The 23,143-nt window shown below is 71.8% G+C and carries 23 protein-coding genes; 2 read left to right on the forward strand and 21 right to left on the reverse strand.

Annotated elements, in window-relative coordinates:
* Positions 1-128: 128 nt before the first annotated feature.
* The 10 genes from ACTZWW_RS13755 to ACTZWW_RS13800 form a co-directional block, all read right to left on the reverse strand.
* On the reverse strand, positions 129-1,091 hold the full coding sequence (locus tag ACTZWW_RS13755) for a type II secretion system F family protein (RefSeq protein WP_444781532.1): 963 nt from the start codon (positions 1,089-1,091) through the stop codon (positions 129-131).
* Between the two features lie 10 nt (positions 1,092-1,101).
* Positions 1,102-2,079 carry a type II secretion system F family protein gene (locus ACTZWW_RS13760; protein WP_444781533.1) on the reverse strand — a complete coding sequence of 326 codons (978 nt, stop codon included), beginning with the start codon at positions 2,077-2,079 and terminating at the stop codon, positions 1,102-1,104.
* Positions 2,080-2,095: 16 nt separating this feature from the next.
* Positions 2,096-3,589 (reverse strand): CpaF family protein, encoded by a 1,494-nt coding sequence (locus ACTZWW_RS13765; RefSeq protein WP_444781534.1) that lies wholly within the window; start codon positions 3,587-3,589, stop codon positions 2,096-2,098.
* Between the two features lie 31 nt (positions 3,590-3,620).
* Positions 3,621-4,871, reverse strand: a complete 1,251-nt coding sequence (locus ACTZWW_RS13770) for an AAA family ATPase (RefSeq protein ID WP_444781535.1) — start codon at positions 4,869-4,871, stop codon at positions 3,621-3,623.
* A gap of 29 nt (positions 4,872-4,900) precedes the next feature.
* Positions 4,901-5,596, reverse strand: coding sequence for a CpaD family pilus assembly protein (locus tag ACTZWW_RS13775; RefSeq protein ID WP_444781536.1), 696 nt, complete (start codon positions 5,594-5,596; stop codon positions 4,901-4,903).
* 60 nt (positions 5,597-5,656) lie between these two features.
* Complete coding sequence (locus tag ACTZWW_RS13780) at positions 5,657-7,156, reverse strand: type II and III secretion system protein family protein (RefSeq protein ID WP_444781537.1); 1,500 nt, start codon at positions 7,154-7,156, stop codon at positions 5,657-5,659.
* Positions 7,157-7,167: 11 nt separating this feature from the next.
* Positions 7,168-7,971, reverse strand: coding sequence for a Flp pilus assembly protein CpaB (cpaB, locus tag ACTZWW_RS13785; protein ID WP_444781538.1), 804 nt, complete (start codon positions 7,969-7,971; stop codon positions 7,168-7,170).
* Positions 7,972-8,079: 108 nt separating this feature from the next.
* Positions 8,080-8,595: an A24 family peptidase gene (locus ACTZWW_RS13790; RefSeq protein ID WP_444781539.1), complete on the reverse strand. Its 516-nt coding sequence runs from the start codon at positions 8,593-8,595 to the stop codon at positions 8,080-8,082.
* 16 nt (positions 8,596-8,611) lie between these two features.
* On the reverse strand, positions 8,612-8,821 hold the full coding sequence (locus ACTZWW_RS13795) for a Flp family type IVb pilin (RefSeq protein ID WP_444781540.1): 210 nt from the start codon (positions 8,819-8,821) through the stop codon (positions 8,612-8,614).
* 81 nt (positions 8,822-8,902) lie between these two features.
* A complete protein-coding gene (locus ACTZWW_RS13800; protein WP_444781541.1) occupies positions 8,903-9,097 on the reverse strand; it encodes a Flp family type IVb pilin in 195 nt (64 codons plus the stop codon).
* Positions 9,098-9,807: 710 nt separating this feature from the next.
* On the opposite strand from ACTZWW_RS13800, the gene ACTZWW_RS13805 reads away from it, so the two are divergent.
* Positions 9,808-10,242 carry a pilus assembly protein N-terminal domain-containing protein gene (locus ACTZWW_RS13805; RefSeq protein ID WP_444781574.1) on the forward strand — a complete coding sequence of 145 codons (435 nt, stop codon included), beginning with the start codon at positions 9,808-9,810 and terminating at the stop codon, positions 10,240-10,242.
* 33 nt (positions 10,243-10,275) lie between these two features.
* On the opposite strand, the gene ACTZWW_RS13810 is transcribed toward ACTZWW_RS13805, so the two are convergent.
* From ACTZWW_RS13810 to amaB, 8 genes are all read right to left on the reverse strand, one after another.
* Entirely contained in the window at positions 10,276-11,052 is a 777-nt protein-coding gene (locus tag ACTZWW_RS13810; RefSeq protein ID WP_444781542.1) for a (Fe-S)-binding protein, read from the reverse strand.
* A gap of 96 nt (positions 11,053-11,148) precedes the next feature.
* Positions 11,149-12,831 carry a thiamine pyrophosphate-binding protein gene (locus tag ACTZWW_RS13815; RefSeq protein WP_444781543.1) on the reverse strand — a complete coding sequence of 561 codons (1,683 nt, stop codon included), beginning with the start codon at positions 12,829-12,831 and terminating at the stop codon, positions 11,149-11,151.
* A 219-nt stretch (positions 12,832-13,050) separates the two neighbouring features.
* Positions 13,051-14,229 (reverse strand): CaiB/BaiF CoA transferase family protein, encoded by a 1,179-nt coding sequence (locus ACTZWW_RS13820; RefSeq protein ID WP_444781544.1) that lies wholly within the window; start codon positions 14,227-14,229, stop codon positions 13,051-13,053.
* 20 nt (positions 14,230-14,249) lie between these two features.
* Positions 14,250-14,633: a hypothetical protein gene (locus tag ACTZWW_RS13825; protein ID WP_444781545.1), complete on the reverse strand. Its 384-nt coding sequence runs from the start codon at positions 14,631-14,633 to the stop codon at positions 14,250-14,252.
* Between the two features lie 56 nt (positions 14,634-14,689).
* Positions 14,690-14,911 carry a hypothetical protein gene (locus ACTZWW_RS13830; RefSeq protein ID WP_444781546.1) on the reverse strand — a complete coding sequence of 74 codons (222 nt, stop codon included), beginning with the start codon at positions 14,909-14,911 and terminating at the stop codon, positions 14,690-14,692.
* Between the two features lie 88 nt (positions 14,912-14,999).
* Positions 15,000-15,398, reverse strand: a complete 399-nt coding sequence (locus tag ACTZWW_RS13835; protein WP_444781547.1) for a hypothetical protein — start codon at positions 15,396-15,398, stop codon at positions 15,000-15,002.
* A 29-nt stretch (positions 15,399-15,427) separates the two neighbouring features.
* Complete coding sequence (locus tag ACTZWW_RS13840; RefSeq protein WP_444781548.1) at positions 15,428-16,657, reverse strand: acyl-CoA dehydrogenase; 1,230 nt, start codon at positions 16,655-16,657, stop codon at positions 15,428-15,430.
* Positions 16,658-16,699: 42 nt separating this feature from the next.
* Positions 16,700-18,229: an L-piperidine-6-carboxylate dehydrogenase gene (gene amaB, locus ACTZWW_RS13845; protein ID WP_444781549.1), complete on the reverse strand. Its 1,530-nt coding sequence runs from the start codon at positions 18,227-18,229 to the stop codon at positions 16,700-16,702.
* An 88-nt stretch (positions 18,230-18,317) separates the two neighbouring features.
* On the opposite strand from amaB, the gene ACTZWW_RS13850 reads away from it, so the two are divergent.
* Entirely contained in the window at positions 18,318-19,235 is a 918-nt protein-coding gene (locus ACTZWW_RS13850) for a LysR family transcriptional regulator (RefSeq protein ID WP_444781550.1), read from the forward strand.
* 18 nt (positions 19,236-19,253) lie between these two features.
* On the opposite strand, the gene ACTZWW_RS13855 is transcribed toward ACTZWW_RS13850, so the two are convergent.
* Genes ACTZWW_RS13855 through ACTZWW_RS13865 form a run of 3 tightly spaced genes read right to left on the reverse strand, consistent with a single transcriptional unit; the run spans position 19,254 to position 22,988 of the window.
* The gene (locus ACTZWW_RS13855; RefSeq protein ID WP_444781551.1) at positions 19,254-20,348 is read right to left on the reverse strand and encodes a DUF917 domain-containing protein; all 1,095 of its coding nucleotides are present in this window, start codon (positions 20,346-20,348) and stop codon (positions 19,254-19,256) included.
* A gap of 4 nt (positions 20,349-20,352) precedes the next feature.
* Entirely contained in the window at positions 20,353-21,612 is a 1,260-nt protein-coding gene (locus ACTZWW_RS13860; protein ID WP_444781552.1) for a Zn-dependent hydrolase, read from the reverse strand.
* Positions 21,609-22,988: a dihydroorotase gene (locus tag ACTZWW_RS13865; RefSeq protein ID WP_444781553.1), complete on the reverse strand. Its 1,380-nt coding sequence runs from the start codon at positions 22,986-22,988 to the stop codon at positions 21,609-21,611. Before ACTZWW_RS13865 ends, ACTZWW_RS13860 begins: the two co-directional genes overlap by 4 nt.
* Positions 22,989-23,143 lie beyond the last annotated feature (155 nt).

The following is a 23,143-nucleotide window of genomic DNA, read 5'->3' on the forward strand; positions in this document are numbered from 1 at the left end:
CCGGCGGGCTCGGCCGCGCCGCCCTCGTCGCGGGCGCGCGGCTGGCGCCGGCGGCGGCCGCGGGGATCGCGGCGGCGACGCGGGTGCCGGAGGCCGCCTGGCGCGCGGCGCTGGCCGCGCGCGGCGGATCAGAACGCGTCCATCACCTGCACCGCCGCGGGCGTCAGCAGCACCGCGAACAGGATCGGCAGGAAGAAGATGATCATCGGCACGGTGAGCTTGGGCGGCAGCGAGGCGGCCTTCTTCTCCGCCTCGTTGAGCCGCTGGTCGCGGCTCTCCTGCGCGAGCACGCGCAGGGCCTGGCCGAGCGGCGTGCCGTAGCGCTCGGCCTGGACGAGCGCGGTGACGACGCTCTTGACCTGGTCGAGCCCCGTGCGCTGGGCGAGGTTCTCGTAGGCCTGGCGCCGGTCGCTGAGATAGGCCATCTCGGCGCTGGTGAGCGCGAGCTCCTCGGCGAGCGGGATCGAGTTCGCGCCGACCTCGGCGCCGACACGCTTGAAGGCCTGCTCGATCGACATGCCCGATTCGACGCAGATCAGCAGGAGGTCGAGCGCGTCCGGCCAGGCGCGCTTGAGCGAGAGCTGGCGCTTCGTGCGCTGGTTCGACAGGTAGAGCTCGGGCGCCTTGATGCCCACGTAGGCGGCGGTCATCACGCCGGCGACCCGCAGGAGCGGGGCGAGATCGTGGTCGTTGATGAAGAACAGGTACAGGAAGCCGAACAGCAGGAAGCCGATCGGCGTCACCAGGCGAAAGAACAGGAACGTGTATTCCGCCTTCTGGCCGCGATAGCCCGCCTGGACGAGCTGCGCCTTGGCGGTCTCGGTGCCGAGCCAGTCGGAGAGCTTGAAGCGGTCGACGATGTCCTTGAGCCGTGTCGTCGGACGCTGGCGGAGCGTGGCGCGCTGGCGATCGGAATTCATGCGCTCGCGCTCGCGCGCGCGGATCTTCTCGCGCTCGACCGCCACCGCCTTGAGACGCTTGTCGAGCGTGTCCGCCGGCACGAGGGACATCGCGAGCGACCAGACGGTGGCCGCCGCGGCGACGCCCGCGAGCAGCATCGGGACGATGTTGGGATCGGAGAGGAGGTCCATGGCGCGTCCCTCAGACCTCGAAGTTGATCATCTTGCGCATCACGAGCACGCCGATCGTCATCCACACGGCGCACACGCCGAGCACGATCTTGCCGAGCAGCGTCGTCCAGAGCAGCGAGATGTAGTCCGGGCTCGTGAAGAAGGTGATCAGCGCCACGCCGAAGGGCAGCGCGCCGATGATCGCGGCCGAGGTCTTGGCCTCGGTGCTCATGGCCTTGACCTTGTCCTGCATCTTCTTGCGATCGCGCAGCACCCGGGACAGGTTGCCGAGCGCCTCGGACAGGTTGCCGCCGGCCTTCGACTGGATGGTGATGACGATGGCGAAGAAGTTCGCCTCCGGCACCGGCACGCGCTGGGCGAGCTTGGTGATCGACTCGGACAGCGGCATGCCGACGGACTGCGATTCCATCACGATCCGGAACTCGGAGCGCAACGGCTCGCGGGCGTTGTAGGCGATCTCGCGCATGCAGTCGCCCAGCGGCAGGCCGGAGCGGATGCCGCGCACGATGATGTCGATGGCGTTGGGCAGCTCCGAGATGAAGCCGTTGATGCGCTTCCGGGTCAGGTAGGTCAGCGTCCAGCGCGGCAGGCCGAGCGCGCCCGCGAAGCCCGCGAGGAGGGCGATCAGCGCAGAGCCCGTGCCGCCCAACGCGAGGAGCGCGACGAAGAGGCCCAGTCCCGCGCTCACGAGCCAGAACTTCCTCGGGGTCCAGTCGAGGCCCGCCTGGGTGAGGCGCTGCTCGAGCGTCAGCTTGCCCTTGTTGCCCTTGGCGACGGAATCGAGCTCCTTGAGGCTCTGCGCGATCTGCTCGCGGCGCGCCGCGGCGTTGACGCGCTCCATGCGCGCCTCGGGCGTACGCATGACGAGCGTCTGCTGGCGCTTCTCGGCGCGGCGCTCGCCCGAGATCAGCGGATAGAGGAAGACCCAGGCGAGGCCGCCCACCGCGACGGTGGCGAAGACGGCGACCGCGATAGCGTTCAGGTCCATGTCGCGCACCCCCGACTCATTCGGCGTCGCTCGGCTCGAGCTTGTCGAGGGCGGCTGCGAGCGCCGCCTCGCATCCATAGTAGCGCGCACGCTCCCAGAAGCGCGGGCGGCCGACGCCGGTGGAGCGGTGGCGGCCGATCAGGCGCCCGTTCGCGTCCTCGCCGAGGATGTCGTAGACGACGACGTCCTGGGTGATGATCACGTCGCCTTCCATGCCCAGCACCTCGGTGATGTGCGTGATCCGGCGCGAGCCGTCGCGCAGGCGCGCGGCCTGGATGATGACGTCGATCGAGGAGACGATCATCTCGCGGATCGTGCGCGAGGGCAGGGCGAAGCCGCCCATCGTGATCATCGATTCGATACGCGACAGGCACTCGCGCGGGGAGTTGGCGTGCAGCGTCCCCATCGAGCCGTCGTGGCCGGTGTTCATGGCCTGGAGCAGGTCGAACGCCTCCGGGCCGCGCACCTCGCCGACGATGATCCGCTCGGGGCGCATGCGCAGGCAGTTGCGCACGAGGTCGCGCATGGTGATCTGGCCCTGCCCCTCGAGGTTGGGCGGACGCGTCTCCAGGCGCACCACGTGCGGCTGCTGGAGCTGGAGCTCGGCGGCGTCCTCGCAGGTGATGATGCGCTCGTCGTGCTCGATGTAGTTCGTCAGGCAGTTGAGCAGCGTCGTCTTGCCCGAGCCCGTGCCCCCCGAGATCACGGTGTTGGCGCGCACCCGGCCGATGATCTTGAGGATGTCCGCCCCCGGCGGCGAGATCGCGCCGAAGCGCGTGAGCTGGTCGAGGGTGAGCTTGTCCTTCTTGAACTTGCGGATGGTGAGCGCGGGGCCGTCCAGCGCGAGCGGCGGGGCGATCACGTTGACGCGCGAGCCGTCGGGCAGGCGCGCATCGCAGATCGGGCTCGATTCGTCGACGCGTCGGCCCACCTGGCTGACGATCCGCTGGCAGATGTTCATCAGCTGCTGGTTGTCGCGGAAGCGGACGTTGGTGAGCTGGATCTTGCCGGAGACCTCGATGTAGGCCTTGTTGGCGCCGTTCACCATGATGTCGGCGATGTCGTCGCGCGCAAGCAGCGGCTCGAGCGGGCCGTAGCCGAGCACGTCGTTGCAGATGTCCTCGAGCAGCTCCTCCTGCTCGGCGATCGAGAGCACGACGTTCTTGAGGGCGATGATCTCGTTGACGATGTCGCGGATCTCCTCGCGCGCCGAATCGGCGTCGAGGCGCGAGAGCTGGGACAGGTCGATGGCCTCGATCAGGGCCCCGAACACCATGCTCTTCGTCTGGTAGTACTTGTCGGACTTCTGCCGCTCCTCGACGACGAGCGGCTTCTCGTGCGCGGCGCGGGGCTCCAGCGAGGACGCGGGGACGTATCCGGTCTCGGCGAGGACCGGGACCGCGCTCGGCTGCGGCTCCGCCGCCGGCGGGGGAGCCGGGGCGGGGGCGGCGTGGATCGGGCGGGGAGCGGCGTCGCTCGCGGTCCCGGACGTCGATCGTTTGCCGAACATGCTCATTCACTCTCCGGTTCGCCGCGCGGCCTCAGGAGGCCTTGCGGCGCACGATCTTCGACAGGAGCGGATCGAGCAGGCTCGCCGCGCGCGCGCCGCGGCGCTCGGCGGGACGCCCGGCGATAGCCTGCGCCAGCTCGTCGAAGGCCTCCGCCGGCTTCGATCCGGGCTGGATCTCCGCCACCATCTGCCCATTGTTCGCCGCCGTGCCGAAGAGCTGGGCGTCGAAGGGGATCGCGGCCGCGAGCGCCACGTCGAGCGCCTTGGCGAAGTCGGCCGCGGCGATCTCGGGGCGCTTGGCCAGGCTCGCCTGGTTGAGCACGACCCGCGGTGGGCGGTCGTTCGGGCGCGCCTGGCGCAGGAGGTCGACGAGGTTCTTGGCGTTGCGCAGCGAGGCGAGCTCGGGAGCCGCCACGACGACGACCTCGTCCGCGCCGATCAGGACCCGGCGCGCCCAGGCGGTCCAGACGTGCGGCACGTCGAGAACGATCGCCGGGGTCGAGGTGCGCAGGATGTCGATGATCTGGTCGAAGGCCGTCTCCGTGAGGTCGCAGGTGCGATCGAGCACCGCAGGCGCGGTGAGGAGGCTGAGCCGGTCCGAGCACTTCGAGAGCAGGCGGTCGACCATGTTGGCGTCGAGCCGGTCGGGCGCGAAGATCGCCTCGGCGATGCCCTGCGGCGGGTCCTGGTTGAAGTCGAGCCCGGCGGTGCCGAAGGCGATGTCGAGGTCGACGATCACGGTGGCCATCGCCAGCTTGCGCGAGAACGACCAGCCGAGATTGTGCGCCACCGTCGAGGCGCCGACGCCGCCCTTGGCACCGATGACGGCGACCGTGCGCCCCACCGGCGGCGCGCCCGGCGTGGCGTAGAGGCCCGAGATGGCGCGCACGAGATCGATCGGCTCCACCGGGGCGATGAGGTACTCGCTCACCCCGCGCCGGATCAGCTCGCGGTAGAATCCCACGTCGTTGACATGGCCGAGCACCATCACCTTGGTGCCCGCGTCGCAGACCTCCGAGAGCTGGTCGAGCTGCGCCAGGAAGTCCGGCTGCGAGGTCATGCGCGTCTCGAGCAGCACGACGTTGGGCGTCGGCGCCTGCGAGTAGGCGGCGACGGCCGCCGGGACGCCACCGGTCTGGACGCGCACGTGCGCCTTGACCATCCGCCGGTCGGCCGCGGCGGCCTCGAGCGTCGCGGCGACCTCCGCGGTCTCGCAGAAGGCCTGCAGCGTGATGCGCGGCACCGGCGGGATCAGGTCGTCGCGCGTCGGGCTCTCGGTCATCGTCTGGGCTCCTCCCTCGCTGTCGGCGCTCACTCGTTGCCCGTCGCGGGCGACGTCGCCTGGCGCACCGCCTGGATGTCGGGCAGGCGAGCCTGCAGGTCGGCGGGGGTGCGCGTGCGCCCGCGGATCAGGTCGACGGGGTCTGCGGTCTGGGCGGCGACGTTCGTCTGCATGGCGCAGCCGAGGTTCCAGTAGGGCTCGTTGCGCAGGTTGAAGGCGGCGTCCGACACGCCGAGATCCTGCGGCCATTGCCCGCAGCGGCTCTGCACCCGCGCCTGCAGCGCCCGATAGGACAGGCGAATCGCCACGGCGAGGCTCGGGTCGCCCGGGCGATAGGTCGTCACCGAGAGGTAGGTCGCCGGCACCCCGGCCTCGTTCAGGGTCGCGCGCACCGCCTCGAGGGTGCGCCGCGTGCCGACCTCGTCGCCGCCCTGCGGGACCTGGACGTGCAGCGCCCCGCTGCCGCCCTGGCGATACGCGTCGGCGAAGGCGGCGACGTCGGTGCGCTGGCGCCGGTCGAGCCCGACGCCGCGCACGATCACGTCGAGCACCTCCGGCGCCTGCTGGAGCGCGATCGGGTGGCGCTCGCGGTAGTCGTACGGATAGGCCGTCGAGCCGGTCTCGATCACGCGGTCGGCGCAGGCGCCGAGCGTCGCGGCGAGCCCGGCGACGAGGCCGAGGCGGGCGAGCCTGCGGCAAGCGATCCGGGTGCTGGCGGAAATCATGCGGGCCATCTCTCGTCGTCGTCCTCTGGTGAGGCGTCCTCTCGCGGGGCGAGGACCCGGTCAGTCCGCGATGAAGCCGAAGGTGCCGCGCAGGCCGATCGGGTCGGCCGCCTCGACGGTGCCGTAGAGCCGGTTGAGCCGCCCGAGCAGGATGGCCTGCGGGTCGTAGGCGTCGACGAAACCGTCGTCGGGACGCGCCACCTCCGAGGGCTCCATCGCCTGGGCGATGAGCGGGGTGACCAGGATCATCAGCTCGGTCTCCCGCCGGTCGTAGGCCTGCGAGCGGAACAGCGTGCCGAGGATCGGCAGGTTGAGCAGCCCCGGCATGCCCGACACCCGGCGGTCGACGCGCGAGGAGATGAGGCCCGCGGTCATGATGGTCGAGCCGGAGGCGAGCTCGAGGCTCGTCGCCGATTCGCGGGTCTTGAAGCCGGGATAGGTGGCGCCGTCGATCTGGACCGAGTTGCCGCCGTCGAGCTCGCGCACGCGCGTCGAGACCTGGAGCGAGATGCGCCCGCTCGAGAGCACGACGGGCGTGAACGAGAGGTTCACGCCGAAGTCGAGGAGCTCGATGGCGCAGGTCCGGTCGACGCCGGTTCCCGAGCACGTGCGGATCGGGATCTCGCCGCCGGCCTGGAAGTCGGCCGTCTCGCCGGAGATCGCGACGAGCGTCGGCTCGGCCAGCACCCGCAGCATGCCCGCGCTCTCGAAGGCGTTGAGGGTCGCCTGCAGGCTGAAGCCCGCCGCCTGGAGCCCGGCGCGCACCGTGCCGCTCGCACCCGTGGTCGCGAGGTTGATTCCCTGGTCGACCGCGACCGGGGTCGGCGCCCATCCCGCCGTCGTGTCGATGCCGAAGCGCTTGAGCACGGAGCGCTCCACCTCGACGACGGTGACGCGCAGCATCACCTGGTCCTCGCCGCCGACCGTGAGGGAGTTCACGACGGCGCCCGTCGTCCCGCCGCTCGCCCCCACGAAGGCGTTGGCGATGTCGACCGCGCGCTGGGCGTCGAGGTTCGAATCGACCTGGCCGGTGAGCAGGATCGAATCACCGGCCGCCCGCACGTCGATCTGCCCGTTGGGGATCGAGCCGCGCAGCGTCTGGCGAAGAGCCTGGAGGTCGCGGCCGACGTCGACGTCGAGCGAGGCGATCTGGCGGCCCTCCGCGTCGAAGGCGAAGACCGAGGTCGCGCCCGGCGCCTGGCCGATGAGGAAGATCTTGCGGGCCGAGCGCACCACCGCGTTCGCCACGGCGGGGTTCGCCACGAAGACCTCGCGGGCGTCCGCCGGCAGCTCGACGATCACGGACTTGCCGACCGCGACGTCGACGCGTCGTGAGATCGCGCCCTCACCGGGGCCGATGCGCACGATGGGCGCGGTGGGCGCGTGCGCCACCGGCCCGCCGGGGTTCCAGTCGACGGCGGCCGCGGGGGGCGCGCCGCCGAGGAGCGTCGCGGCGAGCGCGAGCGCCGAGGCGACGCCGAGGAGGCCGGCCCGCCGCGTGGCGCGCGGCCGAGCGGTGGACGTGTCGCTGGCGGAGATCTTTGCGAAGGCGCGGGTCATCCTGCCTCTCCTCACGGGATCGGGGTCGGCATGGAGACGCCGAAGCGCACGATGTCGAGGCTGCCGAGCTGCTCCTCGACGACCTCCTCCTCCGCCTCGACGGCCGTCGGCGCGGCATCGGCGAGGCTGCGCAGCGCGAGCGACAGCTGGCCGGTACGCTGGGCCAGCGTGATCGCCTCCGCCTGGCTCGGCGTCAGCTCGAGGGTCGCGTGCTCGCCGTCCACGAAGGAGTTGCCCTCCTCGTCGACCTGCACGTTCTTGCCGATGGCGAGGATGCGCACGTTGCGCAGGATCGTCTCCGACACCAGCACGTCGCCGCCCCCCTGCTGGGAGGCTGTCTCGTTGCGGAAGGTGCGGATGATGTCGACGCGGTCGTTTGGCAGGATGAAGCCGCCCGCCGAGCTCGAGCCGCGCGAATCGATCGAGATCGAGATGGCCCGCTTGCCCGCGGGCAGGATCGCCGACATGAAGCCGCTGCCGTCCGCGCGGATGAGGCGCTCGAGCCGGATCGGCTCGCCGGCGAGGATGCTCTGGCGCGCCATGGCGCCGGCGGCGGCGTCCATGCCCTGGTCGCGGGTGATCATTCCCTCCGGCACGGCGTTCGCCGGCCAGTCCTGCCAGCGCAGGTCCTGCTCGGAGAGGGTCTGGCCCATCGGGATCGGGGCGGCGGCGACCAGGATCCCCGTCGTCTCGACCCGGGGTGCCTCGACGACCTGGACCTGCGGCGGCGGCGGAGGGTCGCCGCGCATCAGCAGCATCGCGCCCGCGCCGGCCGCCAATGCGAGTCCGAGGACTGCCAGTTGTGCTCGCTTCATGGTTCGACGTCCCGAACGCTACGGAGGTCTCGTGCGTCGGATGTCACCAGTGAATCGTCAAATTATGGTTAAGGGAACTTTTCGAGGGCTGCGCGTCGGTCGCTCCGCTCAGGCGCCGGTCGCGAGGCGCCAGGCGACGCTCTGCGGCAGCGCGACGAAGGCACCGGCGGCGATGGCGATGCCGTAGGGAACGCCGACCTCCTTGCTGCGCAGGCGTGCCAGCCAGGGCCACGCGCCCGCCGCGGCGGGCATCGGGACGGCCCGCAGAGCCACGATGGCGAGCGTGAGGACGCCGCCCGCCATCGCCGTGGCGAAGAGGAATCCGCCCACGTCCGATGCGCCGAACCACACGGCGGCGGCGGCGATCAGCTTCGCGTCGCCTCCGCCGATCAGGCCGAGCGCGAACAGCGCGAAGGTGCCGGCCAGGACGGCGATCCCGATCCCGAGATGGAGCCCGATCTGGGCGAGCTCGAGCCCCGCGAGCGGGGCGAAGGGCAGGAACGCCGCGACCAGGAGAAGGCTGATTCGGTTGGGGATGCGCATCGTGCGCGCGTCGCTCAGCGCGGCGGCGGCGAGGAGGCCGACGAAGGCCGCGACGAATGCGAGGGCGATCTGCTGGGACACGGGAGGCGGCCTCTCGCTACTGGACGAGCGTCATGTCTTCCGCCGAGTCCTCGAGGGTGTCGGCGATGAGCTGGAAGGCGACGTTCATCGGGTCCTGGAGGAGCGAGAGCGTCGCGAGCATGATCATGGCCATGACCGCGGCGATCAGCGCGTACTCGATGGCGGTGGCCCCGCGTTCGTCGGCGAGGAAGCCCGCGCGCGCGCCGCTCTGCGACGATGACGGCATGGCGCGGGCTCCCTGGTGACGTGGCCGAGGCGATGCGGCTCGGCGCGGACGACGCCGCGCACGAGCCCGAGCGAGGGTCGATCAGTTGTTGATCACGGTGGCCGTGCCGGCCTGGTTCAGCTGGTTCGCGATCGTCTGGAACGCGGCGTTCATCGGGTCGTCGATGAGACCGAACACGGCGAGCAGCAGGACCGCCATCACGGCGGCGATGAGGGCGTACTCGATCGCGGTGGCGCCGGACTCGTCCTTGACGAAGCGCTTGAGAAGGTTGGTCATGGTGTGCTCCTGTACGACTGTGCTTCGACGCGCGCCCCGGCTTTCTCGCTTCTGGAACCGAGCGGCGATGAGGGGACCCTACCCGCCACCTCTTGCCAGCGGGTTAAGCGGATCAAGCATTCCCAAAGATCCCGCCAATGTCTTTCCGATGGTTAATCTTTTCTGAGCCGCCATGTTTTGCGTCATCGAGCTAAATTTTTGTGCCGCGATGAAACTCACCAAGCAAAAATTGGTGAAATGGCGTTCACAACAGAGTATTCGCCGCAGCTATGCTGTCGCGAAGCGGGGCGCGTCGAGGCGCGACGGCGTAGCGGGTGGCGATGGGGCAGGAACATCGCGGCTTCGCGACAAGTCGTTCCGGCCCGATTAGGCGATTGTTCACCATTTTCGGCTGTCCTTGGCGGCGTGCTAGCCTTTCATCCGCCGGTAGCCGACCGGCGTCGCAGGAAGAGACCTGGACCATGCGCATCCGCCCCGTCCGCGCCATCGCCCCGGCACTCGCGGCCGCGATCGCCCTCGGCCTCGGCCTCGGCGCGCTCCTCGTGCCCGACGCCGGCGCGCAGGAGGAGGACGAAGCCGTCGTGAGCGACGATGGCGAGCGCCCGCGTGTCGAGCGGCCGGATGCGCCCGGCCCGGCTCCTGGAATCGCGGCGCCGCGCATCGTCGCCATCACGCGTCCCGCGGAAGAACGCCGCACGCCCACGGCGGCGGTGCCGGCCGACGCACCGCAGGCCGATGCGCCGGCCCCCGGCAGCGGGCCGCGCGACGTGCTCACCGTCTTCCTCGATCACGCCAAGGTGATTCGCCTGCCGGAGCGGACGCAGACGGTGATCGTCGGCAACCCCTTCATCGCGGACGTGACGGTGCAGCGCAACGGCATCCTCGTCGTCACCGGCAAGGCCTACGGCGCGACGAACCTGATCGCGCTCGACGCGCAGGGCCTGCTGCTCGCCGAGAGCATGGTGAGCGTGCAGGCGCCGCTCGAGGATTCCGTCGTCGTGGTTCAACGCGGGCTCGACCGCGAGAGCTATTCCTGCACGCCCGACTGCCAGCCCTCGCTCAGGCTCGGCGATTCGGACGGCTATTTCGGCGCGGTCGGCGGCCAGGCCACGCAGCGCGCGGGCTTCGCCACGCAGGCACGCTGACGCGAGCCGGGCGCGGGGGGCGATCGCGCCCGCTCAGGCCTCGCCGATCGCCGGCTCGTCCGTCATCCCGGCGAGCACCTCGGCGACGTGGCGCACCTTCACGTCCCGCCCCTCCCGCTGCAGCCTGCCGGCCATGTTCATCAGGCAGCCGAGGTCGCCCGCGAGCAGCGTCGGCGCGCCGGAGGCGACGATGTTCTTCGTCTTCTGCTCGACGATGGCCGAGGAGATCTCGCCGTACTTCACGGCGAAGGTGCCACCGAAGCCGCAGCAGACGTCGGTGTCGGCCATCTCCACGAGCTCGAGCCCGTCGACGCTCGCCAGCAGCTTGCGCGGCTGCGACTTGACCCCGAGCTCGCGCAGGCCCGCACAGCTGTCGTGATAGGTCACCGCTCCATCGAAGGAGGCCTCGACCCGGGTGACGCCGAGCACGTCGGTGAGGAAGGAGACGAGCTCGTGCGTCTTCGCCGCGAGCGCATGCGCCTTCGGAGCCCAGTTCGGGTCGTCGGAGAACAGCTCGGGATAATGCGCCTTGATCTGCCCGGCGCAGGATCCGGACGGCGCGACCACGAAGTCGAAGCGCGAGAACTCCCGGATCGTCTGCTCGGCCAGCGCCCGGGCGGTGGCGCGGTCACCCGAGTTGAAGGCCGGCTGGCCGCAGCAGGTCTGCGTGGGGACCTCGACGACGCAGCCGGCGTCCTCCAGCAGCTTCACCGCGGCGAAGCCGACGGAGGGGCGCATCAGGTCGACGAGGCAGGTGACGAACAGGCCGACGCGCGGCGCGCGGTTCGGGCGGGGCGTGGCTTGCGGCATCGGGGCTCCTCATCGCGGGCCGGCATTGTCCCCCCCGCGGCCCCCGCGTCAAGCGGCAGGATGGCGCGGCGGCGAGCGGGCGCCGCCGCGCCTCGCTCACTCGCGCATCGCCAGCGCCGTCTCGCGCAGCGCCGTGAGCGTGGTCGTCGGCGTGATCGCCTCCGGATCGATGAGGAGATGCAGGATCGCGGGCTTTCCCGAGGCGGTCGCCCGCGCGAGGGCGGGGGCGAAATCCGCCGTGCGCGCCACCGTCTCGCCGTGGCCGCCGAAGGCGCGGGCGTAGGCGGCGAAGTCGGGGTTCTTCAGCGCGGTCGCCGTCACCCGGCCGGGGTATTCCCGTTCCTGGTGCATGCGGATCGTGCCGTACATGCCGTTGTCGACGACGACGACGACGATGGGCAGGTCGTACTGCACGGCGGTGGCGAATTCCTGGCCGTTCATCAGGAAGCAGCCGTCGCCGGCGAAGGCGACGACGGTGCGCGCCGGATGCAGGCGCTTGGCCGCGACCGCCGCGGGCACGCCGTAGCCCATCGAGCCAGAGGTCGGCGCGAGCTGGGTGCCCCAGCGACCGAACTTGTGGAAGCGGTGGATCCAGGTGGCGTAGTTGCCCGCGCCGTTGCACAGGATCGCGTCCGCCGGCAGGACCTCGGCGAGGTGGGCCATCACGGCGCCCATCTGCAGGTCGCCGGGATGGTTGATCGTGCGCGGGTCCGACCATGCACGGTAGGCGTCGTGCGCCTCCTCCGCCGTGCCGGCCCAGGGGATCGTGCCGGGCGGCTGGACGCCCTCGAGCGCCGCGGTGAAGGCGGTCGGCGCGGCGTTGATCGCCAGACGCGGTCGGTAGACGCGCCCGAGCTCCGCCGGGTCCGGATGGACGTGGACGAGATCGACGCCGGGATCGGGGATGCCGAACAGCGCGTAGGACTGGCTCGGGATCTCCGACAGCCGCCCGCCGACCGCGAGCACGAGGTCCGCCTCGCGGATGCGCGCGAGCAGCTTCGGGTTGACGCCGAGGCCGAGATCGCCGGCGTAGCAGGGGTGATCGTGCGAAAACAGCATCTGCCGGCGGAAGGTGCAGGCGACCGGCAGGGCGAAGCGCTCGGCGAAGCGGGTGAAGCGCGCCACCGCCGCCTCGCTCCAGCGCGCGCCGCCCAGGAGCGCGACCGGGCGCTTCGCGGCCCAGAGCAGCTTCTGCAGCTCGGCCATCTGGCCGAGGCCGGGATGTGTCTCGATCGGGGCGACGGGCGGCGCGTCGGCGACGGCGGCCGTCTCGGTGAGCATGTCCTCGGGCAACGCGACGACCACAGGCCCAGGTCGGCCGGACGTGGCGACGTGGAAGGCGCGCGAGACGATCTCCGGGATGCGGGCGGGATCGTCGATCTCCGTCGCCCACTTGGCGATCGTGCCGAACACGGCGCGGTAGTCGAGCTCCTGGAAGGCCTCGCGCTCCCTCATCTCCCGCGCGACCTGGCCGACGAACAGGATCATCGGAGTCGAATCCTGGCGAGCGATGTGCAGCCCCGGCGCGGCGTTGGTGGCGCCCGGCCCGCGGGTGACGAAGCAGATCCCCGGCCGACCGGAGAGCTTGCCGTGCGCCTCCGCCATCATCGCCGCACCGCCTTCCTGCCGGCAGACGGTGAGCGCGATCGCGGACTCGTGCAGGGCGTCCAGCGCGGCGAGGTAGCTCTCGCCCGGCACGCAGAAGACGTGGGAGGCGCCGTGGACCCGCAGCTGGTCGACGAGGATCCGCCCGCCGGTGCGGAGGGGAGGGGTGGTCATGGGGCTACTCCCGAACGGGGTTCGAACGGCGACGCCGCGCTCCCGCCCATCGGGGCGGGGACGGCGAGCGGAGCGAGCCTGGGGCGGGGTCTCCCGGCTCGACGCGTGGAATTTCGGCTTCGCCGAAGCGCGCCTTGCGGCGCACCCCCTCCGTCCCGTCGCCTGCGGCGCCGATCCACGTCCCCCGAAGGGGGAGGAGCGGGAGGCTGGCGTCCGGCGTCATCCCCCGGCTCCCCAGGCGGGGTCGGCCAGCACTTCGGCCGTGTGCGCCCCGAGCCCCGGAGAGGCCCGGCCCGACGCCTGGGGCTCGCCGTCGAGCACGATCGGGGAGCGCACGGAGGGAACGCGGCCGCCGGCGACGTCGGGCGCCTCGAGGTCTAGGCGCATCGCGCGGGCGATCACCTGGGGGTCCGCGAAGACGTCGGCGACGGTGTTGATCGGGCCGGCGGGGACGCCCGCCGCCTCGCAGGCCGCGAGCAGGTCGGCGCGGGTCGTGCGCGCGGTGAGGCCCGACAGGAGCGCGATCAGCACGGTGCGGTTCGCCACACGGTCGCGGTTCGTGAGGAAGCGCGGGTCCTCCCCCAGCGCGGGATCGCCGAGGAGCGCGCACAGGCGGCGATACTGCCCGTCGTTCCCGACCGCGATGATCGCGTGGCCGTCCGCGACCGGAAAGACCTGGTAGGGCACGATGTTGGGATGCGCGTTGCCCATGCGCGTGGGCACCCCGCCGGAGACGAGATGGTTCATCGCCTGGTTGGCGAGCACGCTCACCTGGGTGTCGAGCAGCGCCATGTCGACGTGGCCGCCCTCCCCCGTGACCTCGCGTCGGCGCAGCGCCGCGAGGATGCCGACCGTGGCGTAGACGCCGGTGAAGACGTCGGCGAAGGCGACGCCGATCTTCTGGGGCTCCCCGTCCGGCGCGCCGGTGAGGTCCATGATCCCGCCCATGCCCTGGATCATGAAGTCGTAGCCGGCACGGTGCGCGTAGGGCCCGTCCTGGCCGAAACCGGTGATCGAGCACACGACGAGGCGGGGGTGCGCCGCCCGCAGGCTCTGCGCGTCGAGCCCGTACTTCACCAGCCCGCCGACCTTGAAGTTCTCGATCACGACATCGGCATGCGCGGCGAGCCGACGCACGGTCTCCTGCCCCTCCGGCGTGGTGAAGTCCACCGCAACCGAGCGCTTGCCGCGGTTCGCCGCATGGAAATAGGCGGCCGCGTGCGGCGTGCCGTCGGCCCCCTGCACGAAGGGCGGCCCCCAGCCTCGGGTGTCGTCGCCCTCCCCGGGCCGCTCGACCTTGACCACGTCCGCGCCGAGGTCTGCGAGGAGCTGCCCCGTCCACGGCCCCGCGAGGATGCGCGCGAGCTCGAGGACCTTGATGCCGGAGAGGGGTTTCATGTGCGAAGGTCTCGCCGCCCTCAGGCGGGGTTGATCGTCAGCGTCAGGTTGCCGAAGCCGACCGCGACGAGGAAGGTGATGGCGAGCGTGAGCAGCCAGGCGACGACGTTCCATACGACGATGGTCCGCCAGGAGGTGCTCGCTCGAACGGCGGCGATGATCTCGGCTTTCGCCACTTCGATCGCGCGGGTTCGAGTCTCCTCTTCCAGCTGCGGCTTCACCTCGTCGACCACGATGAGGGCAAATCGCTCGAGACGCTCGTAGGCGGAGGACTTGTAGAGCTCGATCTGCCCGGACGACAGCAGCAGGTGATGATCCACGAGGCGTTCCGGCGCGATGCCATCGGCGTCGACGAGCTCGCGCTTGTCACGCTCGTACAGCGCGTAAGCGAGAAGCTCCGACACGTCCTCTCGCGACGCATCGACGAAGCGCTCGAACGCGCTCGGTCGGACGCGCTCCGTCATCGGCTCGCGCGCCCTGCCCCGCGCAGCGCACGTTCCATGATGCCGGGCGCGATCCGCGTACGGGTGACGCCATCCGGCCCCAGGATCTCGTAGATGGCTCCGAGGCGCCAATCCGGCCGCTTGGAGGGCTCGCTCGCGCGCGGTACGCGCCGCGCGAGGTCGACGGCGCGGCGAATATCCTCGTCCGTCGGGAAGCGCTCGGGCGCTCCTTCGCTCATCGCTCGATCCTCCAAGCTCGCCAATCTTTAGCATGCTGATCGACACGATTGCAACTCGTTGCGGAAGATCTCGGCGCACGCGCTCACGTCAGCCTCTCCCCCGCGCCACGAACACCGGCAGCAGCCCGTACACCACCTGCCCGACGAGCCCCAGCTGCGCAGCGAGCCGCCCGTAGGCCGCCCAGTGTTCCGCCGGCGTGCGTCCGAACAGGAAGACCGAGAGCGCGAGCTCCGCCGCCATCAGCAGCGCGAAGGCGAGCGCCCCCATCGCCGCGCGGGCCGCGAGCGCGCCGGGGACGGCGAAGCGGCGCACGCACCAGCGCGCCACGAGCGCCGAGATCGCGATGATCACCGGCAGCTCGACGACGACCGCGCCGACGTGACCGAGCGCAGGCGTCAGCAGGAAGGCCCGCACGACGCCCAGCACGAAGCCGGCGGCGAAGACGAGGGCGAAGTACACGCATCCCGCGAGGAGCGCACGTCCCATCCCGGCCTCCCTCCCGCCGGCCGCGCCTCTCAGAAGAACGCCTGCAGCCCCGTCTGCGCCCGGCCGAGGATCAGCGCGTGGACGTCGTGGGTGCCCTCGTAGGTGTTCACCGTCTCGAGGTTCGCGGCATGCCGCATCACGTGGTACTCCTCCATGATGCCGTTGCCGCCGTGCATGTCCCGGGCGACCCGGGCGATGTCCAGCGCCTTGCCGCAATTGTTGCGCTTGACGAGCGAGATCATCTCCGGCGCGGCGCGGCCCTCGTCGAACAGGCGTCCGACGCGCAAGCTACCCTGGAGGCCGAGCGCGATCTCGGTCTGCATGTCGGCGAGCTTCTTCTGGACGAGCTGCGTCTGGGCCAGCGGCCGGCCGAACTGCACGCGCTCGAGCGTGTAGCTGCGCGCGCGGTGCCAGCAATCTTCCGCCGCGCCCATCACGCCCCAGGAGATGCCGTAGCGGGCGCGGTTGAGGCAGCCGAACGGACCCTTCAGCCCCGACACGTTGGGCAGCAGCGCGTCCTCGCCGACCTCGACGCCGTCCATCACGATCTCGCCCGTGATCGAGGCGCGCAAGCTGAGCTTGCCGCCGATCTTGGGCGCCGAGAGCCCCTTCATGCCCTTCTCGAGCACGAAGCCCCTGATCTTGCCCTCGTGCGCCTCGGACTTCGCCCAGACGACGAAGACGTCGGCGATGGGCGAGTTCGAGATCCACATCTTGGCGCCGTTCAGCACGTAGCCGCCGGCGGTCTTCTTCGCGACTGTCTTCATGCCGGCGGGGTCCGAGCCGGCGTCGGGCTCGGTCAGGCCGAAGCAGCCGACCCACTCGCCCGAGGCGAGCTTGGGCAGGTACTTCCGGCGCTGGCTCTCGTCGCCATAGGCGTAGATGGGGTACATGACGAGGGAGGATTGCACGCTCATCATCGAGCGGTAGCCGGAATCCACCCGCTCGATCTCCCGCGCCACGAGCCCGTAGGCGACGTAGCTGGCACCGGCGCAGCCGTACTCCTCCGGCAGCGTCACGCCGAGGAGCCCCGTCTCGCCCATCTTCGAGAAGATCGCGCGGTCCGTCTTCTCCTCGCGATAGGCCTCGATCACCCGCGGCGCGAGCTCGGCCTGCGCGAACGCCCGCGCCGCGTCGCGGATCATGCGCTCCTCGTCGGAGAGCTGGTCCTCCAGCAGGAAGGGGTCCTCCCAGGCGAAGGCGCCGGGGTTCGGGGCGTCCTTGGCGGGGGTCGAGGGGGGATTGGCGAGAGCGGTCATACGTGTCGGTCCTCGTCGATGAAGGGGCTCTCCCCTGGGAGGTTACGCGTCGATGTCGAACTTCACGCCCTGCGCCAGCGGGAGCGTGGTGCCGAAGTTCACGGTGTTGGTGGCGCGGCGCATGTAGGCCTTCCACGCGTCGGAGCCCGCCTCGCGGCCGCCGCCGGTCTCCTTCTCGCCGCCGAAGGCGCCGCCGATCTCGGCGCCCGAGGGGCCGATGTTGACGTTGGCGATGCCGCAATCGGAGCCCGCGTCCGAGAGGAAGCGCTCTGCCTCGCGCATGTCGAGGGTGAAGATGGAGGAGGACAGGCCCGCGCCCACCCCGTTGTGGAGCGCGATCGCCTCCTCGAACCCGGCGTACTTCGTCACGTAGAGGATCGGAGCGAACGTCTCGCTCAGCATCGGCCCCTCCTGACGGGGCATCTCGACGAGCGCCGGGCGGGCGTAGACGCCCTCGCCGGGAACGGCGGCGCGCCCGCCGCCGTGGACCGTGGCGCCGAGCCCGCGGGCCTCCTCCAGCGCGCGGTCCATGCCCGCGAGCGCGTCGGCGTCGATCAGCGGCCCGACCAGCGTGCCGTCGGTGCGCGGATCACCGATGGCGACCGAGCCGTAGACCTGGGCGAGCTTCGGCACGAGGGCGTCGTAGACGCTCTCGTGGACGATGAGCCGGCGCAGCGTCGTGCAGCGCTGGCCCGCCGTGCCCATCGCCGAGAAGGCGACGGCGCGCAGCGTCAGGTCGAGGTCGGCGGACGGCGCGACGATGGCGGCGTTGTTGCCGCCGAGCTCCAGGATCGCGCGGGCGAAGCGCTTCGCCAGCCGCGGGCCGACCTCGCGGCCCATGCGCGTCGAGCCGGTGGCCGAGACCACCGGCACGCGGTGATCCTCGACGAGGACCTCGCCGACCTCGCGGGCACCGATCAGCACGGCGTGCAGGCCGTCCGGCGCGTCCGCGCCGAAGCGGGCGATGGCGCGCCTCAGGATCGCGTCGACCGCGAGCGCGGTGAGCGGGGTCTTCTCGGAGGGCTTCCACACCACCGGATCGCCGCAGACGAAGGCGATCGCCGCGTTCCAGGACCAGACCGCCACGGGGAAGTTGAAGGCGGAGATCACGCCGCAGACGCCGAGCGGATGCCAGGTCTCGGCCATGCGATGATGCCGGCGCTCGGTGGCGACGGACAGGCCGTAGAGCTGGCGCGAGAGACCCACGGCGAAGTCGCAGATGTCGATCATCTCCTGGACCTCGCCGAGGCCCTCCGAGACGATCTTGCCGGCCTCGAGCGTCACCAGCATGCCGAGGTCGTCCTTGGCGGCGCGCAGCTCCTCGCCGAGAAGCCGCACCAGCTCGCCGCGGCGCGGGGCCGGGACCTCGCGCCAGGCGAGGAAGGCCTCATGCGCCCGGCCGATGATCTCGCCCGCCTGGGCCGGCGTCGTCTCGCGCACGGAGGCGAGCGTCTCCCCGGTGATCGGCGAGCGGGCGACGAGGCCGCCGTCGGCGAATGCGTCCGGCGAGACGCCGAGCCGCTCCAGGATGGCGAGCGCCTGGGGGCGCGCGGGGGCGAGTTCCGTCATCATGACCTCATCATCGAAAACGGCCGGAAGGATCGGCCTTTTCGGTCGGGCGCGCAACCGATATGTTCTCACGACTTCATGAGGAACAGGCATGACCGAGACCGTCGCCGCCGCCCGTCCGCACCTCTCCTCGCACCTGCCCTCGCTCGGGGCGCTCGCAGCCTTCGAGGCGGCGGCGCGCCATCTCAGCTTCACCCGCGCGGCGGAGGAGCTGGCGCTGACGCAGGGCGCGATCAGCCGGCAGGTGGCCGGGCTCGAGGCGCAGATCGGCGTGAAGCTGTTCGAGCGCGTGCGCCAGCGCGTGACGCTCACCGCCGCCGGCGCGGCTTACGCGGCCGAGGTGCGCGGGGCGTTGCGCGGGCTGTCGGCGGCCACGCTCAACGTGATGGCCTTCCGCGGCGCGGGCGGCGTGCTCGACCTCGCCATCCTGCCGACCTTCGGCACACGCTGGCTGATCCCGCGCCTGCCGCGCTTCACCGAGGCGCATCCGGGCGTGACCATCAACTTCGCCACCCGCGTGCGGCCCTTCGACTTCGCCCGCGAGGGCCACGACGCCGCGATCCACTTCGGCGAGCCGATCTGGCCGGGCGCGAAGCTTCATCGGCTGATGGGGGAGGAGATCGTGCCGGTGGCGAGCCCCGCGCTGGTCGCGCGCCATCGCCTCGTCGAGCCCGCGGACGTGCTGCGCGTGCCGCTCCTCCAGCAGGCGACGCGCCCGCGCGCCTGGGAGCAATGGCTCGGCGAGGCGGGGCTCGACCCCGCGCGGGCGACGCCGGGCCCGCGCTTCGAGCAGTTCGCCATGGTGGCGCAGGCCGCCGTCGCCGGGCTGGGCCTCGCGATCGTGCCGCGCTTTCTCGTGGAGGACGAGCTGCGCGCCGGCGTGCTGGTGATCCCGTTCGACCGGCCGTCCCGCTCGCGGGAGGCCTATTGGCTGGTCTATCCCGAGGAGAAGGCCGCCCTGCCGGCGGTCGCCGCCTTCCGCGAGTGGCTGCTGGCGGAGACGGCGTGAGGCGCGACGCCTGCCGCCTCACCGCCCGTCGAGCGCATAGGACGCAATGGCGATCCCCATCGCCTTCTCGACGGAGGGGTACACCGAGGGGTCGAGCACGCTCGAGGCGAGCGGAATGACGCTCTTGGGCACCTGCAGCACGACGACCTCCATACCCTCCCGCAACTGCCCCACCGAGAGCGGCTCGCCCGTCGGGTCGAGCGTGGTGATCACGTCGGGGAAGGTGGCGAGGCGCGTGCCGGCCATGTCCTCCACCGCCATGTACTCGTTCATGACGTGGAGCACGCGCGCGTCGTCGCCGGCGCCCACGGTCACCGTGCCGATGTCGAAGGCCTCGTTGGTGTAGACGACGGCCTTCCTCGAGATCGTCCCACGCGCGATGATCGCGCCCTTGGTCGTCTCGACGATGGCGTCGATCACCGCCGCGCCGCCTTTGCGCTCGGCGGCGAGGATGGCCTCGCCGAGGGTCAGCGCGAGCGAGATGCCGCCGAGCGCCGCGTTGGCGCGCACGTAGGACGCGCGCACGGGGTTGCGGGCGGAGGCGATGAAGCCGCCCGACTGGTCCGCGGCCGTGCGCAGGATCGGCGAGATCTTGGCGGTGGCGCCGCGCACCACGAGCTCGATGTAGCGGTTCTCGGCGCGGTTTCCCCCGACCGCCGTCTGGATCATCGGCTCGGGGCTCCCGGCGAGCCCGATCGAGCCCATGTCGCCGGTCGGGTGCGCGCGCACGTCGCCCACCGCGTCCACCACCTTCGTCCCGAGGATGGCGGAGGGGAGCCAGGCGTTGAGCGTGGACGAGCGGCCGTTCTGGCCGACGATCAGGCCGGCGATCCGAGCGCCCAGCGCCTCCTGCAGGAGCTGCACGGCCTTGACGTAATCGACCCCGCGCATCTCCCAGGGCGTGGTCGAGGCCGGCGCGCCGATGGCGGCGGCGGTCGCCACCCAGTCGTCGGCGTCGAGCTCGTCGATGGAGACGAGCTCCGGCTCGCCGATCGAGACGGCGGCGCGCCCCAGCATGCGGCCGTGATCGGCCCAGCCGCCGCCGCCGGCGGCGTAGACCGAGCCGCCCTTCACGGCGGCCTCGACGTCGGTCTCGGTGAGGATGCGGCCCATGACGTCAGCCCTCCTGGAGGCTCTTGTCGAGGCGCACGACAGCCTCCGTGAGCACGGCGGCGCCGAGCGCGATGTCGGCGATCTCGGCGGCTTCCTCCGGCGCGTGCGAGCGCCCGCCGGCGCAGGGCACGAAGATCATGCCGGCCTTGGCGATGCGCGCCATCCAGCCGGTGTCGTGCCCGGCGCCCGACGCCATCGGGCGGCGCGAGGCGCCGACCGCGTCGCAGGCGGCGGCGAGGGTCTCGATCACGAGCGGGTCGAGAGGCGTGGGCATCGCGTCCGAGACCCGCGTCGGCGGGGCGATGGCGACGCCCTCCGCGGCGGCGGCCTCCGCGGCGATGCCGGCGACGCGGGTGCAGAACATCTCCATCGTCGCCCGGTTCTCGGCGCGCGCGTCGATCAGCATGCGCGCCCGCGAGGGCACGATGTTGGCCGCCCCGGGCTCGATCGCGAACTCGCCCACGGTGGCCGCGAAGTGCTCCGGCCCCGCGGCGAGGCCGCGGGCGAGGGCGCGCACGTCCTCGACGATCCGCGCGGCGGCGACGAGCGCGTCCGCGCGCGACCCCATCGGCGTCGTGCCGGCGTGGTCGGCGCGACCCTCGACCACGATCTCGAGCCTGGTGATGCCGGCAATGGCCGAGACGACGCCGATGTCGACGCGCTCGGCCTCGAGCACCGGGCCCTGCTCGATGTGCAGCTCCAGGAAGGCCTTCACGTCCGTGCGCACCGCCTGCGCCAGCCGGGCGGCGTCGCCGCCGACCATCGCGAGGCCCTCGGGCAGGGCGCGCCCGTCGGCGTCCCGGCGCTCGAGCCAGGCCTCGGGCACGAGACCCGCCATGCCCCGCGAGCCGACGCAGGAGACGCCGAAGACGGTGACCTCCTCGCCGAGGAAGTCGACGACCTCGAGATCGTGGTCGAGCGTCATGCCCGCCGCGGCGAGGGCGCGCGCCACCTCGAGCCCGGCGGCGACGCCGGCGATGCCGTCGAAGCGCCCGCCGGAGGGCACGGTGTCCGAATGCGAGCCGACCAGGATCACGCCGAGGCCGGGCTTCGCCCCGGCGCGGCGGCCGACGAGGTTGCCTGCGGAGTCGATGCGGGTCTCGAGGCCCGCCTCGCGCATGCGCGCCTCGAGGAAGGCGCGGCCTTCCAGGAACATCGGCCCGAAGGCGCGGCGCGTCCACGGCCGGCCGGGCTCGGTGAGGGCGGCGAGGCCGTCGATGTCGGCGGCGATGCGGGCGGGATCGACGGGGAGATTGGCGCTCATGCTTCGTCTTCTGCGAGAACGTGGGTGAGGGGCGGGCGCGCGAAGCGCCCGCGGCCGGGATCGGCGACGGTCGTGCCGTCGAAGACGCGCGTGCCGCGCGACCAGGTGGCGGCGACGCGATAGGGGAAGGTCAGCCCGTCGTAGGGCGACCATCCGACCACGTTGTGGCCGCTCGTCGCCGCGTCGAACACGATCGGCTCGGGAGTGAGCACGCAGATGTCGGCGTCGCGCCCCGGGGTCAGCGCGCCCTTGACCCGGTCGATGCGGAAGTGCCGCGCCGGGTTCTGCGCCATGAGCCGCGCCGCCCAGGTCAGCGGCACGCCGCGCGCGAGCGCGCCGGCGACGAAGGCCGGCACCAGCGCCTCGAGCCCGGGCACGCCGGACGCGTTGTCGAACATGTCCGCGTGGCTCTTGCGATCGAGCGACCACGAGACGTGGTCGGTCGAGACGAGCCATACGTTGCCCGCCGCCACCTGCCGCCACAGCCCCTCGCGCTCGGCCGCCGAGCGGATCGGCGGGTTCGCCTTGCCCCGCCCGCCCAGCCGCGGCATGTCCTCCTCCTCGGCCAGCACGAGATAGTGGATCAGGCACTCGGCGGTGGCCGCGAACCCTTGCGCGCGATAGCTCGCGGCGAGGTCGTAGCCGCGCGCGAGCGAGCAATGCACCACGTGGGCCGGGCAGCCGGTGGCCGCACCCGTCTCGTAGATCTGCGCCATGGCGAGGAGCTCGGTCAGCGGCGGGCGCGAGAGGCCGTGGGCGCGCCAGTCGGTGATGCCGGCCGCCTTCGTGCGTGCGATGCCGGCGCGCACCGACTCGTCGTCCTCGTTGTGCACGCCCGCGGTCAGCCCCGTCCTCGCCACGGCGGCGAAGCAGTCGGCGAGCAGCGGCGGCGGGATGCGCGGGAAGCGCGTGGGGTGCGTGCCGAAGGTCGAGAACTTGAAGGCGCACACGCCCGCCTCGACCTGCTCTTGAATGCGCGCGACGCCCTCCTCCGGGTCGATCGTGCCGTAGAGCGCGAAATCGACCCGCGCCTCTCGCTGCGCCTCGCGCGCCTTCGCCGCCACCTGCGCGGCGTTGCTCACCACCGCGCCCTCGTCGTAGGGCATGTCGACGAGCGTGGTGACGCCCCCAGCCGCCGCGGAGCGCGACGACCAGGCGAAACCCTCCTGGCCCTTCTGAGAGAGAGAGTGCGTCTGCGCGTCGATGGCGCCGGGCAGGATCAGCGCCCGCCCGAGATCGTGCCTCTCCCGCGCCGCCGGCGCGACGCCCTCGCCGACGGCGGCGATCTGCTCGCCCCGCACGCCCACCCAGCCCGGCGCCAGGATGCGGTCGGGCAGGACGACGATGCCGGAGAGAACGAGGTCGAAGTCGGACATGACGTGTCGGCTCCGGTTCGAGACGATGCGCGACGCGCGATGCAGGAGGGGCGGGTCTCCCCTCTCCCAGGTTTCCCTTCTTTCGGAGAGGGGTCGGGGGTGTGGGGCGTCGTGGTTTCGCGGAACGCAGATGAAGGCCTCCATCCACGTCGGCC

Origin of the sequence: Salinarimonas sp. NSM, assembly GCF_052380005.1 — a bacterium.
Classification (GTDB): Bacteria; Pseudomonadota; Alphaproteobacteria; order Rhizobiales; family Beijerinckiaceae; genus Salinarimonas.